Origin of the sequence: Pigmentiphaga kullae (genome assembly GCF_004216695.1) — a bacterium.
Classification (GTDB): domain Bacteria; phylum Pseudomonadota; class Gammaproteobacteria; order Burkholderiales; family Burkholderiaceae_B; genus Pigmentiphaga; species Pigmentiphaga kullae.
Genome location: NZ_SGXC01000001.1, coordinates 2,299,766 through 2,316,563, shown reverse-complemented (window position 1 = coordinate 2,316,563; position 16,798 = coordinate 2,299,766). Strand labels below are relative to the sequence as shown.

At 69.3% G+C, this 16,798-nt stretch carries 10 protein-coding genes; 3 read left to right on the top strand and 7 right to left on the bottom strand.

From position 1 onward, the window contains the following. Positions 1 to 18 precede the first annotated feature (18 nt). The 5 genes from EV675_RS11280 to EV675_RS11260 all read right to left on the bottom strand — a co-directional run bounded on the left by EV675_RS11280 (position 19) and on the right by EV675_RS11260 (position 10,384). Positions 19 to 3,768 (bottom strand): DUF748 domain-containing protein, encoded by a 3,750-nt coding sequence (locus EV675_RS11280; protein ID WP_130357327.1) that lies wholly within the window; start codon positions 3,766 to 3,768, stop codon positions 19 to 21. A 12-nt stretch (positions 3,769 to 3,780) separates the two neighbouring features. Next, on the bottom strand, positions 3,781 to 4,122 hold the full coding sequence (locus EV675_RS11275) for a protein tyrosine phosphatase family protein (protein ID WP_130357326.1): 342 nt from the start codon (positions 4,120 to 4,122) through the stop codon (positions 3,781 to 3,783). A 176-nt stretch (positions 4,123 to 4,298) separates the two neighbouring features. Beyond that, entirely contained in the window at positions 4,299 to 5,237 is a 939-nt protein-coding gene (locus EV675_RS11270) for an OmpA family protein (protein ID WP_130357325.1), read from the bottom strand. 5 nt (positions 5,238 to 5,242) lie between these two features. After that, positions 5,243 to 9,172: a YadA-like family protein gene (locus tag EV675_RS11265; RefSeq protein ID WP_130357324.1), complete on the bottom strand. Its 3,930-nt coding sequence runs from the start codon at positions 9,170 to 9,172 to the stop codon at positions 5,243 to 5,245. A gap of 297 nt (positions 9,173 to 9,469) precedes the next feature. Next, positions 9,470 to 10,384, bottom strand: a complete 915-nt coding sequence (locus tag EV675_RS11260) for a LysR family transcriptional regulator (protein ID WP_130357323.1) — start codon at positions 10,382 to 10,384, stop codon at positions 9,470 to 9,472. Between the two features lie 120 nt (positions 10,385 to 10,504). Here EV675_RS11260 and EV675_RS11255 point away from each other — a divergent pair, with 120 nt between their 5' ends. Further along, a complete protein-coding gene (locus tag EV675_RS11255; protein WP_130357322.1) occupies positions 10,505 to 12,187 on the top strand; it encodes an amidohydrolase in 1,683 nt (560 codons plus the stop codon). Continuing rightward, positions 12,184 to 13,176 carry a Bug family tripartite tricarboxylate transporter substrate binding protein gene (locus EV675_RS11250; RefSeq protein WP_130357321.1) on the top strand — a complete coding sequence of 331 codons (993 nt, stop codon included), beginning with the start codon at positions 12,184 to 12,186 and terminating at the stop codon, positions 13,174 to 13,176. Before EV675_RS11255 ends, EV675_RS11250 begins: the two co-directional genes overlap by 4 nt. 19 nt (positions 13,177 to 13,195) lie before the next feature. Here EV675_RS11250 and EV675_RS11245 read toward each other — a convergent pair whose 3' ends face one another. Beyond that, entirely contained in the window at positions 13,196 to 14,524 is a 1,329-nt protein-coding gene (locus EV675_RS11245; RefSeq protein ID WP_130357320.1) for a carbohydrate porin, read from the bottom strand. A gap of 101 nt (positions 14,525 to 14,625) precedes the next feature. Between EV675_RS11245 and EV675_RS11240 the strand changes: the two genes are divergently transcribed. Continuing rightward, a complete protein-coding gene (locus EV675_RS11240; protein ID WP_130357319.1) occupies positions 14,626 to 15,225 on the top strand; it encodes a UbiX family flavin prenyltransferase in 600 nt (199 codons plus the stop codon). Between the two features lie 294 nt (positions 15,226 to 15,519). Here the strand turns inward: EV675_RS11240 and pobA are convergent, their stop codons facing one another. Beyond that, positions 15,520 to 16,689: a 4-hydroxybenzoate 3-monooxygenase gene (gene pobA / locus EV675_RS11235; protein ID WP_130357318.1), complete on the bottom strand. Its 1,170-nt coding sequence runs from the start codon at positions 16,687 to 16,689 to the stop codon at positions 15,520 to 15,522. Between the last annotated feature and the right edge of the window lie 109 nt (positions 16,690 to 16,798).

Here is a 16,798-nt window from a genome sequence, read left to right as displayed (position 1 = left end):
AAGCGCGTAGGGGGGGGCCTACTTCAAGCTGAAATCCACCCCCGTCTGCTTCGCGCCCTCGGCGGCCTTGGCCTCGACCTTGGGCGCAACCACGAAGGCCCGCTCGCCCAGCTTGGCTTCGCGCAGCACGGCCATCACGGCCTGCGCGCGCCGTACGGCCAGTTCGCGCAACTGCTCGGGCCCCACGTTCACGCTGGCGGCCAGCAGCGATTCCATCTCTGGCCCGGGCAAGGACTTGGCAAGCCCGATCATGTTGCGCGGCTTGTCGATCTTGGCGGCCTTGTAGGCGCTTTCCAGGTAGCGGGCCCGCTGCGCGGCGTCCAGGGGCGGCAGGTCCTTCGCGTCGCCGTCGTCGCCCTTCTTGCGCAGGTCTTCGCGCTGCTGGGCGCGGATCAGGGCCTCGACACCCGCCTTGCGCAGGCCGTCGGTGTCCACCGATGGGTTGGCCCGGCCGGCCACGTCCAGCTTCAACGCCGGGCGGTCGTTCAGCGCCTTGACCAGCGTCTCGATGCGCTTGCGCGCATCGTCGTCGAGCACGGCGCGGCCCGGCGCGAAGTCGATGTGGGACAGTTCCTCGCCCGAGCCGAAGGCCGAGGCCAGCAGCGAGAACGGCGCCGTCACGGCGCGCACGATCAGGTTGACCAGCGCGCGGAAGATGATGCCGCCCACCGAGAACTGCGGATCGTCCAGCGACCCCGAGATGGGCAGCTCGATGTCGATCTCGCCCCGGCTGTTCTTGAGCAGCGACACCGCCAGCAGCACCGGCAGCTTCAGGGCGTCGGGACTGTCGACGCGTTCGCCGAAGGTGAGCTGGTCGAGGAAGATCTTGTTGGTGGCCTGGAGCTTGCCGTCCTGGATCAGATAATGCACGTCCATCGACAGCTTGCCGCGCTCGATGGCATAGCCGGCGTACTTGGCCGCGTAGGGCGTCAGCGCCGGCAGCTCCACGCCCTTGGCGCTGGCATGGATGTCCGTGTACAGCCGCGGCCCGAAAGGATGGAGCTTGCCGGTGATATCCACCGGCGCGTCGCCGTCCACCTTGGCCGTCACCTGCACGTCGGCCGGCTGGCTGTCGGCCGATGACACGGCCGAGATGCTGCCGGCGATGTCGGTCAGGTTGGCGCGATAGTTGGGCTTGACGAAGTTGTCGGTGAAATTGATGTGGCCCCGCGCCAGCTGCACCGCGCCCACACGGATGTCGCGCGGCATGCCGCCCGCCTCCGGGGCGGCACTGGCTTCCTTGGCCGGCTGGGCAACCGCGGGTTTGCTTTCCCCGGGTTTGCTTTCCCCCTTCGCGGCCGGTTCCGCTGGCTTTTCGGCCGTGATGGACCCGGCCTCTTCGCCCGGCTGGACGATCAGTTGCGACAGGTTCAGCCGCCCCTGCTCGCTCAGGATCACGCGCGCGAAGAAGTCCTCCAGCGAGATGTCGCCCAGGTCGGCCTTGAGCGTCTCGCCCGCGCTGACCACGTTCAGGCGCTTGAACGCCAACCGCTTCCATTTCAGGAAATCCGCCGCGTTGAGCTTGTCGACCAGATCCAGGTTGGAAACCTCGGCGGCGCCGGTCCAGACCGCGCGCTGCGGCTGCCTGCCGGTGGCTGCCGCGAATTCCAGCCTGCCGTTGGCGCCCGCCACGACGCTCTTGACGGTGGCGTTGAGCCGCTCGGCCAGGTAGGGGGCCAGCGCGGTCAGGTCGAGCCGGTCGGCGCGCACCTGGGCCTTGACCGCAAGCGGCTCGGGCACGACCGTGCCCTTGATGTCGGCGGTGCCGCGGCCCTGGACGGACGAGCGCAGCGAGAAATCGACGGGGGCGCGCAGGTCGGAACCGACATTGCGCGCCTCCATCTGCAAGCCGTCCAGGCGCAGCGCCACACGGGGCGACACGGATTCGTCCGTCAGCCGCAGCGAGCTCTTGGCCACCGACAGCGTGCCGGCGGTCACCTTCCACGCGGCCTGGGCGGGCGCCGAAGAAGCCGGGGCCGGCTTGCCGGCGGACCGGGCGCGGGGCGCGGCGGGAACCGCGATGTCCGCCCAGCTCACGGCCGACGAGGCCGACCGGGTGGCCGCCAGGGCCAGGCCGTCGATGGCGATGCGCTCGATCCGCGCCGTGCGTGCCGCCAGGTCGCCCGCCAGGCCGCCCACCTCCAGCGATTCCAGTTTCAGACTGGAGGCCTTGTCCGAAACGGGCGCCGCGGCCAGCTTGCGCAGCGCGACGCTGCCGTCGCTCCAGCGCACCGCCAGGGATTCGCCCTGCTCGACGTGCAGCTTGGCCGCCGCGCCCAGCGAACCGTCGTCGATGCGCAGCGCCAGATAGGGTTTCCACAGCGGCGCCAGCGCGGGCAGCGCCAGCGCATCCAGCTTGAGATCGAGGTCCGCCGAGAAAGGCTGGAGGCGGATCGGGCCGCTCACGTCCAGGCGCCCGGCCTCGCCCACGCGCGCGGCCACGGTCAGCGGCGTGGCCTGGTCCTGCGCGGCGGGCAGGTTCAGGCCGCGCAACTCGGCCGCGAACTCGGAGATGCGGTAATCGAAACGGTCCTGCTCATCGTGCCAGGCAAGCTCGCCGTCCTGCAACGCCACGGTTCCCACCGACACATGCCAGGCATCGGCCTGTGCGGGGGCCGGCGCGGCGGGCGTGGAAGGCTGCGGGGACGAAGGCGCCGGAGCGGCGCTGGCGGGCGGCTGCGGCGGCGCGGCCGCGGGGGCAGGTGTCGCCGGCTGCTGGAAACGCGCGGCCACCTCGGCCAGGTTCACGCGCCCGTCGGCCGAGCGGCTGGCATGGATCGACGGGCCGGCCAGAACGATGCGTTCGGCCTGGAAACGGCGCGCCAGCGGCTCCAGCGCGAATTTCTCCAGCGCCAGGCTCTTGAACGCCAGCAGCGCGGCATCGCCCTGGTCGCGCACGTCCACCTCGCGCACGGTGGCGCTGCCCTCCAGGCGCACCTTGGGCGCCGCCGAGCCGCCCTCCTCGAACACCAGTTGGGCATCGCTGTCGAGCCGCGCATGCTTGAGCACCACCGGCACCGCGCCCGGCACGGCATCGGCCAGCGCATCCAGCCCCAGGTCGTCGATCTTGAGATGCAGCGAGGACGTGCGCGGCGTATCGAAGGGCCGCGCGGTGCCCTCCAGGTTGAACGGACTGCCGTTGACCAGCGCCGACAGCCGGGGCTGCACGTCGATGTCGGTGGCATAGGCCAGCGTGGACAGGAAAGGAATGCCCACCTGCAGGTCGCGCACCGTATGCTGGCGGCCCGTGACCTTGTCGTCGATGGTGATCTCGCCGCCGTCCAGCTTGAGGTTGTTCAGCGAAAAGCGGGGCGGTGGGCCGTCTTCCGAGGGCTTGGCGGCCAGCCGCTCGAGGATGTCGCTGATGTTGAAGCGCTGCGGCCCTTCGCGCACCAGCGAAACGCGCGGCGCGGTGATCGCCAGCCCGTCCACCACCGGCGCGAACCGGAACAGCGACGAGATCGAGGCATTGACCTCGACCTGCTCGACCGAGAAATCCGGATTGGCGCCGGCCCGGTCGAGGATGGCGAAATCATGGACACGCAGGCGCAGCTTGAAGGGATTGAACGAGACCTCGCCCATGCGGGCCGTGCGGCCCAGAACCTCCGGCACCTGCGCCAGCGCCACGCTGCGGACCAGCCGCGGAATGCCCCAGGCGGTCAGGGCCAGGAACAGCAGCCACAGCGCCAGCAGGACGATGAGAATACGCACCAGCGGCTTGCGCCGCCGCTTGATGCCGTCGACCGCACCCGCCAGCGTGAAAGCCACGTCGCGGTCCGGTCAGAGGGAATTGCTGGCCGACATGAACAGCTTGGTCGATCGCGCCCCGCTGCGGCAGAAGGCCAGGACCGGCCCCGGCAGCGTCTTGAGCAGCGACGCGAAGGTGGAAACGTCGCCGGGCTGGATGTTCGCGCCGTTGACCGGCTGGTGGACGTAGTTCAGCCCCGCCGCCTGCGCCGCGGCCTCCATCTGCTGGCTGGAGGGCTGGGCCGGGCCACCTTCGAAGTCGGGCCGGTTGTTGATGACGCTCTTGAAACCGGCCGCCGCGACGGCCGCCATGTCATCGGGAGCCAGCTGGGGCGCCACGGCAAAGTTTTCGGTAAGGGAAGTGAATGCGGACATGCGTGTCTCCGGAAGGCCCCCCCACGCGCCGCGCGCGCTCCCGAAAGCGCCTTGCGGGGCGCGCGTTGCGGGAGATCGATAAGGGGTAATCCTAACTCGGAGACGTCCGCCAGACAAACGAAATGCGCACTGTAAGCCGAGGTTCCGCGCCGCCCCCGGGGGCGGCGCGGACCGGCTCACGACGAACCGGCCTTGCCCTGGATCTCGATGACCACCCGGCGATTCGGCGCCAGGCAGGCGATCAGCTCGTTGCGGTTGCGCTGGTCGCACTGCACCACCGGTTCGCGCGAACCCCTGCCGTCCGAACTGATCAGATTGGACGGCACGCCGGAATTGACCAGGTAAGTCACCACCGTGGCGGCCCGCTGGCGCGACAGCCTGTCGTTGTAGCTCGCGCTGCCCAGCCGGTCGGCATGGCCGATCACGCGCACCCGCTCGACGTCCACGCTGCGCAGTTCCTTGCCGATCTCATTCAGGCGGCGGCGCCCCTCGGGCGAGATGCTGGCCAGGTCGGACTTGTCGAACGCGAACAGCGCGTCGGCGCCCAGCGTGATCTGCCTGGGAGCCGGCTTGACCGGCACGGGCGCGGGCGGCGGCGGAGGCGGCGGCGCGGCCACCGGGCGCGGGAATACGAAGTCCGCGCACTCGCGCCGGTTCCAGTTGCCGGCCTCGGTCTGCATGTCCTTGTTGAAACGCAACTGGTACTGGCAGGTGATGAACTCGTTGCCGTTGCCGGTGCGGAAATTGAAGATGTAGTTCCAGGTGCGCACGCCGAACACGCCCTCGCTGAAGTGCGGAGGGCCCAGCAGGTCGTAGACCTGCGGCTTGGTCATGCCCGGGATCATCTGCCTGAGATTGTCCAGGTTGACGAATGTGCCTTCCTTCAGCGACGCGGATTCGCGGGCCGGGAACTCCACCGCGGACCCGTTCGCCGCGGCCGCCGAGGACGGCGCCGGCGAGGCGGGCTCCTTCGAGCTGCGGAACATCGAGCAGCCGCTCATCACGGCCAGCGAAACCACGCATGCGGTCAGCAGCGCGAGACGCCTGCCGGCCTGGCCGGCGCGGCGGGCATGGGGGTTCTTTTCTTGCATCCTGACCTCCGATGATTCGTTCATGCGCGCTACCACTGGTAACCCGCGCCGATGACGGCGCCCACCTTGCCCTGCGAATTGACGTTGCCGGCAATCTTGTAGACCCAGCGGCCATTCTCGGAAATGGTGGACAGCCCCACGGCAATGGCGGACTGTCCGAGATAATGGCTGGCGGCCGCCGAGGCCATGCTGCGTCCCGGGGTGTACGCCTGCGGCAGGCCCGCCACCGCCATGGCCGAGGCCGCGCCGGCGTTGGCGTTGCGCTCGACCTTGCGCAGGTCGTCGCGCACGCTGCTGATGCTGCTGGTGAAGTCCGAGGTGGCGCTGCGCAACTGCCGCAGGTTGACGGCATCCGTATCCGCGGTGCCGTCTCCCACGTTGACGATCTGCCGCTCCTGGCCCGCCGCGCCCACCGACACCACGTTGGGCCGGTTCGCCACCGAGTTCGTGCCCAGGGCCACGCTGTTGGCGCCGCTGGCCTGCGCCCCGGTGCCCAGCGCCATGCTGTTGGCCACCGTGGCCTGGGCGTTGTTGCCCAGCGCGACGGTGTTGCTCTGGGCGGCATTGGCCTGATTGCCGATCGCGACCGAATTGGTGGCCGCCGCGCCCGTCTGCGCGCCGTTGCCCATGGCCATGCTGCCGCTGCCCTCGGCCTTGGCGCCGGTGCCGAAGGCCGAGGCGTTGGCGCCGGAAGCCAGCGCGGAATTGCCCACCACCGTCGAGTTGGCGCCCAGCGCCTGCGCCGAATTGCCGACCGCCGTCGAGTTCTCGCCCTTGGCGATGGAGGCATTGCCGACCGCCGTCGCCGCCGCGCCTTCGGCCACCGCGCCCGCGCCGCCGGCCACCGAATCCTTGCCGGTGGGCTTGGGCTTGTCCCGCGCGAGCGAGTTCTCGATCTGGAACATGCCGTCCTTGCCTTCCTGGATGTTCGTCACGTCCTTCTTGATATTGGTGACGTCGCCCGAGACTTCCTTCAACTGCGCGTAGTTGACGGCGTCGGTATCCTCCGTGCCGCGCGCCACGTTGGTGATCTGGCGCTCCTTGCCCGCGGCACCCACCGATACGGTGTTGTCGCGGTCGGCCACCGAACCCGCACCCAGCGCGACGCTGTTGTTCGCCTTGGCCTCGGAATTGGCGCCGATGGCGGTCGAATCCGTACCGGTGGCCTTCGAGCCCGACCCTACGGCGGTCGCGTTGGCGCCGCTGGCGGCCGAGCCGGAACCCATCGCCGTCGACTGCGCGCCGGTGGCCTTGGCATCGGAACCCACCGCCGTCGAAGCCGCTCCGGAGGCCGTCGAGGCGCCGCCCATGGCCACGCTGTTGTCGGTGGCCGTGGTCGCGCCGTTGCCGACCGCCACGCTGCTCGCGCCGTTGGCCACCGCAGCCGGACCCGCCGCGACGCTGTTCGCGCCGACGGCCTGGGCCCCGTCCAGGGTCGAATTGGCCTTGAAGTACTTGGTGTCGACGCTGATGTCGTTGATGCGCTTGTACAGGCTCAGGTTGCTCATGACGTTGGTCTCGTCCTGAGTCCATCCCCACAATTGCGAACCGTTGATCGCCTCGGTGCTGGTCGAGGTGACCGCCCCCTTGGCGACGTTCGAGATCACCGTGCCGGTGCCGCCCGGATTCAGCGTGATCTTGGTCTTGGTGTCGTCGTCGTACTTCACCGCCAGCTTGTCCACGTCGCCGATGCGGTTGTCCACCGCCTTCAATTGCGCGATGTTGGCCGCGTCGTTGTCGGCGCTGCCCGCCGACACGTTGGTGATGCGGCGCGTGGCGCCGGCGCTGCCCACCGAGACTTCGCCCGCCGAAGCTTGCCGTGCGGTCAACGCATAGGCGACATAGTCGGCCTGCGCGCCCACGGTCGTGGTCGAACCGGCGCCCAGCGCAACGCTGTTGGCCATGCTGGCATTGGCGCCATTGCCCAGCGCCACGGCATTGGCGGCCGAGGCCACGGACGCGCCGCCGGCGGCCACGCTGTCCGCGCCGGCGGCCGAGGCGGCCGCCAGGGTGGAGTTCGCCTTGAAGTACTTGGTGCCGCTGTTGTCGATGTTGGTGACGCGGTTGTCCACGTTCGTCACGCGATTGTCGACGTTGGTAATGTTGGTATTGGTGTCGTTCAACTGCGAGCCGTTCACCGCGTCGGTGCTGGTCGCGTTCACGGCGCCGGCCTTGACGTTGGTCACGACCGTGCCGCCGGCGCCGGCCAGCGTCACCTTGCCGCGGGTAGCGTCGTCGTACTTGACCGAGTTGACATCGACGTTATCGATCTGGTCGGACACGGCCTTGAGCTGGCGCACGTTGACGGCATCGGTATCGGCCGTGCCGCCCGCCACGTTGATGATCTGCCGCTCGTTGCCCGCCGAACCCACGGACACCGCGCCGCGCACCGGCACCGCAGCGTTGGAGAACAATTCCTTGCCGCCGCCTTCGCGGTCAGACACGGACTGGAAGCCCAGCGCGACGCCGCCCGCCACGGTCGACGACGCGCTAGCGCCGACGATGGTCTGGCCGTTGGCGTTGCCGTAGGTGCTGTCGCCGATCAGGACCGAGTGGCCCTTGCGCGCCGCGTAGTTGGTGTCGGGCACGCCCGGCATGTTGGGATCGGTGAAGATCGTCCCGGCGTCCTCGTTGGGCAGGATGTGCTTGGCGTTGGTGCCGATCACGACTTCCTGCGAACCGTTGGCCGAAGCGCCGTCGCCGATCAGCACCTGATTGTTCTGCGCCGCGGGAATGTCCCAGCAGGTGGCGCCGGCCAGGCCCAGCACGTTCAGGCAGTTGTTCTTGTCCACCCACGACGGCGGCTGCGTGCCCGGCAGCAGCAGGCCATTGTTGTAGGTCAGGCCGGAATTGATGTTGGTGATGTAGTTGCCCGAGGTCACGCCGCCCAGCAGGGTGAGCTTCTGTTCGGGCAGCGAACCGCCCAGCGTGCCTTGCAGCGTGCCTGTGACCGGCGCCAGGTCCAGGATGGGAATGCCCAGCACGTTGACCACGCTGAAGCGGGCGTTGATGTTCTCGCGGTTCACGCTCAGCGCGCCGGAGCGCATCCACGCTTCCTTCTGGCCGAACAGGCTCATCGTCAACGGCTGCAGGCCCTGCCCGACGCCGCCCAGCAGGCCGGCCGTGCCGATCACCAGGCCGGTGGGCGCGGGTGGATTGAGCGGCGGCGGCTCCGAGCCCGACGAGGCGGCAACCGCCATGGTCTGACGGTTGGAGCTGCTGGGGAACAGCGAGCCTCCGGTCGGCAGGATGCCCAGCGTACCGTTGCCGCTCAACGGCGACATGGGCGAAGCCGGCACGCTGTTGGACAGCGTGGCGACCGACCCCAGCGACGCCGCCGAAGCGACGGCGCCATCGACGGGCGAGGCGGCATTCCGGCTCTTGTCGACCGGCGCGGAAGCCAGCACCTCGGCCAGCTTGGCGGGGACCGACTCGACGGCGGTGCCGACCTTGCCCGGCAGCGCCGAGGCGACCTTCTTCGTCACCGCGGCGGGCGCGGCGGCGATGGCCTGGACCGCGGCGGGAACCGGCGCGGCGGCCAGCACCTCGCTGACCACGGGCAGCGACGGCACGGCTTCGGCAATGGGTACCTGCTGCAATGCCGAGGCCGGCGGCAACATGGGCGAACCGATGCCGGCCAGGGCCGCCGCGGTCTGCGAAACGCCCTGCTGCACGGCCGACGCCACGGGGGCGATGCTGGGCGCCGCATTGGTCGTGGCCTGCAGCAGCTGGCTCATCACGCCCACCGCGGCGCCATCGGTCAGCCGCGCGTTCGACAGGCCCGGCACGCCGTGCATGCCGTCGGCCGCCGCCGGCGCCGCCCAGGCGCCTGCCATCAGCGCCACGGCAAGCGCGCCGGCCTTGGCGGCGCCGCCCTTACCCCTGGCACGCGCGGTCTCGGCAACCGCCACCCAACATCCGAGCCTCTGGCTCCACACGGTGCGATAGGTCTTGTTCAATTTCAGCCCCCACGGATAGGTATCCCACCAGTGCCGCGATCCGCCGGATGGGGAATCGGTCGCTGCTGGAAAACACGTTTGCGGGAGCTTCGAGCAAAAGCTATGCCATCGGCTTCGGACCTATGCGGCACGGGCCTGCGCGGACCTTGAAACCAAGGCTCGCGAAGCGGCGGAAACGTTGAAAACAAACGGGATATCGGCAATCCGAAGATGTTCCTTCGGTGCGATAGTCACACCGATTCCCGGTCCCGCGACCGGGCCGCGGAGCCGAAACGTTACGTACCATACGCAGGAGCGTTACGTAACGCGCAGGGGCCGGGAACGTCCCGCGACGACATCGCGCGCCACCTCGATGAAGGCCGCCGCCGCGGCCGAGGGCGAACGGAAGCGGTCGCGTATCAACGCGATGTCGGAGCGGACCACGGGATCGCGCAGCGGCCGGACCACCGAGTTGCCTTCGCCCGGGACCAGCGCGCCATAGGGCGGCATGATGGCGGCGCCGAACCCGGCCTCCACCAGGCTGATGACGGTGCTCAACTGGACGACCTCGACGGCGATCCGCGGCTGCAGGTCCAGGCGGGCGAAACATCCGTCCAGGAATTGGCGGAAGGAATTTTCCGGCGTGAGCGCGACCAGGGGCGTCGCCGCCAGGTCCGCCCACTTCAGATGGCGGCGGCGCGCCAGCGAATGGTCGCGAGGCAGCAGCGCCACCAGCGGCCCCTCCACCAGGGCTTCGGCCAGGTATTCGTCGCGATCCGCCGGCAGCATGCCCAGGCCCAGGTCGATGTCGGCCGAGGCGATGCCCGCGGGAATGGCTTCCGAGGGGATGTCGCGCAGCGTCAGCGCGATGTGCGGATAGGCGCTGCGGAACCGCGCGGCGATGCCCACCACCAGACGCGACATCAGCAGCGGCGGCGCGGCCACCGTCACGTGGCCATGCTGGCGCGAGGCCAGCCCCTTGACGTTGCCGACCGCCGCCGACAGGTCGGCCAGCAGGCGGGCCGCCGGCACCCGGAACTCGCGCCCGGCGTCGGTCAGGCTGACCTGGCGTGTGCTGCGGTCGAACAGCCGGCACTCCAGGCTCTGTTCCAGTTCACGAATCAGGATGCTCAGGCCCGACTGGGAAATATGGATGCGCTGGGCCGCCTTGCTGAAATTGCCTTCGTTGCACACCGCGACGAAGGCCTCGAGTTGGCGCAGGGAGATCGACATCGTGCGGATCCGCCGGTGAAGTATTGGAAATCACTATGAATCTATATGAATATTTCAATTTTTACAATTAGTCGACTCTGCTAGATTTGCCGGAACGCTTACCGCAGGAGCCATCCGGCCGTGCCGTCCACCCTGGTCCTTCACCGAGGCAAGATCATCACCTGCAACGACCGCGGCGACATCGCCCCGGCCGTCGCCATCCGCGGCCGCCACATCGCCGCCGTGGGCCGCGATGACGACGTGCTCGCCATGGCCGGCCCCGATGCGCGGCGCGTGGACCTGGGCGGCAAGGCGGTGCTGCCGGGGCTGACCGACGGCCACGCCCACATGGACCGCGAGGGCCTGCGGCGCCACCTGCCCAGCCTGGCCGGCGCGCGCACGCGCGACGACGTCCTGGACATCATTTCCGCCGAAGTCGCCAAGGCGCCGCCGGGAACCTGGATCGTGACCCAGCCGGTCGGCCGGCCGCCCGAATATCCCGAACCCGACGACGCGCTGGCCAACGGCCCCTACCCCACCCGCGACGACCTGGACCGGGTCAGCCCCGACCATCCCGTCTACATCCGGCCCATCTGGGGATACTGGCGCAACCGCGCGCCGCTGGTCTCGGTGGCCAACAGCCGCGCCCTGGCGCTGGCGGGCGTGACGCCGGCCACGGCCTCGCCCTCGCCCGACGTCGACATCGAACGCGATGCCGCCGGGCGCCCCACCGGCCGGTTCGTCGAGCGCACGCTGGTACCCATCGTCGAACACACCCTGATGCGCGCGGCCCCCGGCTTCTCCGCCGAACAGCGCGCCAGCGGCCTGCGGCACGCGATGGCCGAATACAACCGCTACGGCACCACCGCCGTGTTCGAAGGACACGGCGTGGCCGGCGAAGTCATCGACGCCTATGAGACGGTCCGCGGCCAGGGGGCGTCGACCGTGCGGTCCACCCTGGTCCTGAGCCCCTATTGGGGACCCCGTGGCGAAGGACAGGCGCTGGAGTTGCTGCGCGAATGGAGCGCCTGGCTGGCGCGCCGCGGCCGGGGCGACGACATGCTGCGGGTGCAGGGCCTGTATGCCGAGATCGACAAGGATCCGCTTAACAACATGCTGCGGGCCGGCAACCACCCCTGTACCGGCTGGGCCGGCTTCCAGGCGGGCGCGGCCCTGGATGCCGACACGCTGGCGCCGCTGCTGGCCGAGGCCGCCCGCGCCGGCATCCGCGTGGCGGGCATCTGGCCCGACCTGCTGCCCCTGTTCGAACAGGCCCACCGCCTGCACCCCATCGACGGCCAGCGCTGGGTACTCGGCCACCAGCCGGTGATCGACGCCGACACCCTGGCCCGGATACGCGACCTCGGCCTGGTGCTGACCACGCATACCAACCGCCACATCTACAAGGACGGCGATCTCTGGATGCAGCGCCGCGGCGCCGCCGGCCAGGACGACATCGTGCCGCTGCGCCGCCTGCGCGAGGCCGGGGTGGCGGTGGCGTTCGGCAGCGACAACCTGCCCGTTTCGCTGTTCGGCCCCATCTGGCACGCGGTCGCGCGCCGCAGCCGCGGCGGCGGCCGGGTGGCCCCCGGCCAGGCGCTGAGCCGGCAGGAAGCGCTGGACATCGCCACGCGGGGCGGCGCCTGGCTGACATTCGACGAAGACACCCGAGGTTCGATCGAGCCCGGCAAGCTGGCCGACCTGGCGGTATTGAACGCCGATCCGCTGACCTGCGCCGAGGACGAGATCGCCACGCTGCATTCCCTGTTGACGGTGGTCGACGGCCACATCGTCGCCCCACCCCCTGAAGGAGCTTGCCCATGAAATCCGTTCCGTTCCCGGCCCGCCGGCTGGCGGTCGCCAGCATCGCCGCCGCCTGCGTCCTGGCCTCGACCGCCGCCGTGGCGGCCGATGCCTGGCCCTCGCGCCCGATACGCGTGGTGGTTCCCTACGCGCCCGGCAACACCGGCGACATCACCCTGCGCTTCGTCCAGCTGCAACTGGAGAAGCAGTTCGGCGTGCGCATCCTGATCGACAACAAGAGCGGGGCCTCGGGCAACATCGGCGCCGACGAAGTGGTACGCGCCACTCCGGACGGCTACACCTTCCTGCTGGGCGCGACCAACAACTTCGTCACCAACCAGTATCTGTTCAAGGGCATGCGCTTCGATCCGACCAAGGACCTGGTGCCCGTGTCCCTGCTGAGCAACGGCCCGTCCGTGCTGGTGGTCAATGGCTCGCCCGAGATCCGCACCCTGTCCGATCTGACCGCCGAGGCGAAGAAGAACCCCGGCAAGCTGAACTTCGGCTCGCCCGGCAACGGCACCCCGCCCCACCTCGCGGCCGAGCTGTACAGCCAGCTCGCCAACGTGCAGCTGACCCACGTTCCCTACCGGGGCTCGCCGCCCGCCGTCCAGGCGCTGATGGCGGGCGAGATCCAGCTTTACGTGACCGCGCTCAGCTCGGTGGCCGGCCACGTGGCCAGCGGCAGACTGCGCGCCATCGCCGTGGCCGACGGCGAGCGCCTGGCCATGCTGCCGTCGGTGCCGACCACGGCCGAGCAGGGCCTGCCGGGCCTGGTCACGGGCAACTGGTGGGGACTGGCCGCGCCGGTGGGCACCGATCCGCAGATCATCGACAAGTTCTCGCGCGCGCTGCGCGAGGTCCTGAAGGATCCCGCCATCCGCAAGCAGTACACCGACATCGGCGTCACGCCCATAGGCAGCACCCCGGCGGAGTTCGCCGCGCGCATCAAGCAGGAGGCGCAGGCCTGGAAGGCCGTGATCGACAAGGCCAACATCCAGCCGGAATGACAAGGACGCGCGCGGCGCCTCAGAATTCGGTGTGCAGGCGCAGCGCGAACACCTTGGCCGGTCCCCGGTCGCGGTTGTAGCCCGGATGCCGGATGTATTGCGCATCCGCGGTGATCCACAGCCGCTTCAAGGGGCGCCAGCTGTAATAGGCTTCGGCGATCTGCTCGGGCCCGTAGTTCAGCGTGCCGTCGCCCAGAAAGGCGCCCAGCCCGCCACGGCGCAGGTATTCGCGGTGGGAGGCGCTGAGCGCGTTGACCGCGGCCGCCACGCCCGCGGTGTCGCCCGCCCGCCCCCAGGCCACGCCGTCGAACGCCACGCCGCCCGAGACCGAGCGGTCGATTTCGGTGAAGGCATAGGTTTCGGTCTTGCCGTCGGCCCAGTTCAGGCGGAGAAAGGCCGTGGCGCTGTCGGTCAGGGCCTGCTCCAGGCTCACCCCCATCCCCAGCTTGGTTCGTTCCTTGCGCACCGCCGCCAGTTCGGGCGTCCCGCCCCGCGCCGCCACCAGCGCGTCGTCGTAGCTCCCCATGTTCGCCTTGTTGCGGAAAGCCAGCACGCGCAGCGTGCCGGGCCGATCCAGCACGGCGTAGGATTTCTCGAACTCGACCTGGTCGCCATGGTGGCGGCCCAGCCGCCGGTCCAGCGGCAGGCCGTTGGACTCCCGGGGCTGCATGAAGCGGCCGGCGCGCACCGCCCAGCCGTCATCGATGTACTCCAGCGCCGCACCCCAGGTGTAGCCCCGGGCATCGGCGGCATAGTCGTAGCTGCCATGGGCCATGAAGGCCCAGTTCATGAACTGCGTGCGGGGGTCATGGCTGACCGACACCCCGTCGAACACGTCCAGCACCGAGATGTTGCCCGCCGTCAGCACGATGCGCCGCTTGTCGGCGAAGCCGGCGAGCTGGTTCATGTCCGGCTCGACCGCCTCGCGTCCGCCGCCCAGTCCCCAGGTCTGCCGCAGGAAGGCGCGGGCACGGTAGAAGACCATGTCCGAGCCAGCCGTCTTGGCCAGTTCGCCGTTGGGCAGGCCGCCCAGGCCATGCAGGCCGGAGAACGCGATGCCTTGCGCGCCTTCGCCGTTGAAATGGACCTCGGCACCCTCCCACAGCCTGGCGCCCAGGTCCACGGTGGCCGTCAGCGAATAGCTCTTTGCGCGGGTTCCCGACAGCGAGTTCTCCCCCTCGTACGCAGAGGCGAACGAGGGCTTGCGCTGCCAGACGTAGGTCGATTGGGCATGGATGGCGAAGTCCTCCGCCCGGACCGGCGGAGATTCCTGCGCCATGGCCGGCACAGCCAGGAAACCGGCCAGCAGGAGCCCACACACCCGCGGCCGGCGGAACACGACCCTCATTCTTCTTGTACTCGCGACGCAATCACCCAACGTACAATTATGCCGGCCCCGCGTGACACAGCGGTGACGCGGGGCGCCGAACGACGAGGAGACACCACCCCATGACCCAACCGCCGGCCGATCGTCCGCGCCAACGCCTGATCATCGCCATCACCGGAGCCAGCGGCTCCATCTACGGCCTGCGCCTGCTCGAGGCGCTGCGCGAACTGCCCGACTGGGAAAGCCATCTGGTCGTGTCCGAGGCCGGCGTGCTCAACACCATGCACGAACACGGACTGGGCCGCAAGGACCTGGCATCGCTCGCCGACGTGGTCTACCACCCCGGCGACGTCGGCGCCGCCATCGCCAGCGGTTCGTTCCTGACCGCCGGCATGGTCATCGCCCCCACCTCGATGAAGACCCTGGCGGCCGTGGCCCACGCCTACGCCGACAACCTGATCACCCGCGCCGCCGACGTCGTCCTGAAAGAACGCCGCCGCCTCGTGCTCCTGACCCGCGAAGCCCCCCTGAACCTCGCCCACCTGCGCAACATGGTGGCCGTCACCGAAATGGGCGGCGTCGTCTTCCCCCCCGTCCCCGCCTTCTATTCAGGCGCCCAGAGCGTCGACGACATCGTCAACCACACCGTGCTGCGCACCCTGGACCTCTTCGGCATCCACTCCGACCGCCTCAAGAGATGGAAAGGTTTAGGCGGCCGCTAGAAGCCCCCCCTACGCGCTGAGGGGAAGCCCACCCCCTACGCCCTTCGGGCGCCCCCCAGGGGGCGGCGCTAGCGGACCGGAAGGAAAGCCCACCCCACGCGGCCTATGGCCGCGCCCCTCGAGGGGCGGCGCTGGCGAACCGGCAAAGCCGGATCCGCGGCGCCCAGGATCAAAGCAAGCATGCGGTGCTCCGCACCGAGACACCCTTACGCAGACCCAGGATGCGGTGGATCCGGCTCCGCCGGTCCACCCGCATCGCCCCCTGGGGGGCGCCCGAAGGGCGTAGGGGGGAGCTCAATACGGCAAGCCGACGTAGTTTTCCGCAAGGGCTGTGGAGGCGGCTTCGGAACCGACCAGGTAGCCCAGTTCGGCATGCTGGATCTTCTGACCGAAGTCCCCGTTCTCCGGGAACTTGTGCATCAGCGAGGTCATCCACCACGAGAAGCGGACGGCCTTCCAGACCCGGTCCAGGCAACGTTCGGAGTACGTGTCGATGCCCTGCCGGTCGCCGCCGTAGTGGCGGATGATGGCATCGGACAGATAGCGCACGTCCGAGACCGCCAGGTTCAGGCCCTTGGCGCCCGTGGGCGGGACGATGTGGGCGGCGTCGCCGGCCAGGAACAACCGGCCGAAGCGCATGGGCTCGGCCACGAAGCTGCGCAGCGGCGCAATGCTTTTCTCTATCGACGGACCGGTCACCAGCGATGCGGCCGCCTCGGCGTCCAGCCGGCTGCGCAGTTCGTCCCAGAACCGTTCGTCGGACCAGTTCTCGACCTTGTCGTCCAGCGGGCATTGCACGTAGTAGCGGCTGCGCGTGTGCGAACGCATGCTGCATAGCGCGAAGCCGCGCTCGTGGTTCGAGTAGATCAGCTCGTCCGACACCGGCGGCGTCTCGGACAGAATGCCCAGCCAGCCGAAGGGATAGATCTTCTCGTAGGTCTTGATGGCCGAAGCCGGCACGCTGGCCCGGCTCACGCCGTGGAAGCCGTCGCAGCCGGCGATGAAGTCGCACTCCACCACGTGCTCGACGCCATCCTTGCGGTAGGTGACCTTGGGATGATCGGTGTCGAAGTCGTGCACGCGAACCTGCTCGGCCTCGTAGACCGACGCATAGCCGGCCGCCTCGCGGGCGTCCATCAGGTCGTGGGTGACTTCGGTCTGGCCGTAGACCATGACGCTCTTGCCGCCCGACAGCGCCTTCAGATCGATGCGGTGGCGCTGGCCGTCGAAGCACAGTTCGATGCCGTCGTGCACCAGGCCCTGCTCGTGCATGCGGCGGCCGGCGCCGATCTCGTCCAGCAGGTCGACCGTGCCCTGCTCCAGGACGCCCGCGCGGATGCGGCCGAGCACGTATTCCTTGCTGCGCTGCTCGATGATCAGCGTTTCGATGCCTGCCCGGGAAAGGATCTGCCCGAGGAAAAGCCCGGCCGGACCGGACCCGATGATTGCGACTTGGACCCTCATGGCGTGTCTCCTGCATGGGTTCTGACTTCCAGGCATCTTAAGAGCCGGGTCGTCGGCGCGCGATAGATTATGGAGACATCTTCATGGATAATCCGAACATCTTCGGCGC

What these genes read in the sequence shown, in the direction of transcription:
- EV675_RS11240 (WP_130357319.1), top strand. Translation starts at nt 14,626, where the DNA reads ATGACCCAACCGCCGGCCGATCGTCCGCGCCAACGCCTGATCATCGCC.
- EV675_RS11245 (WP_130357320.1), bottom strand. Translation starts at nt 14,524, where the DNA reads ATGAGGGTCGTGTTCCGCCGGCCGCGGGTGTGTGGGCTCCTGCTGGCC.
- EV675_RS11250 (WP_130357321.1), top strand. Translation starts at nt 12,184, where the DNA reads ATGAAATCCGTTCCGTTCCCGGCCCGCCGGCTGGCGGTCGCCAGCATC.
- EV675_RS11275 (WP_130357326.1), bottom strand. Translation starts at nt 4,122, where the DNA reads ATGTCCGCATTCACTTCCCTTACCGAAAACTTTGCCGTGGCGCCCCAG.
- EV675_RS11260 (WP_130357323.1), bottom strand. Translation starts at nt 10,384, where the DNA reads ATGTCGATCTCCCTGCGCCAACTCGAGGCCTTCGTCGCGGTGTGCAAC.
- EV675_RS11270 (WP_130357325.1), bottom strand. Translation starts at nt 5,237, where the DNA reads ATGAACGAATCATCGGAGGTCAGGATGCAAGAAAAGAACCCCCATGCC.
- pobA (WP_130357318.1), bottom strand. Translation starts at nt 16,689, where the DNA reads ATGAGGGTCCAAGTCGCAATCATCGGGTCCGGTCCGGCCGGGCTTTTC.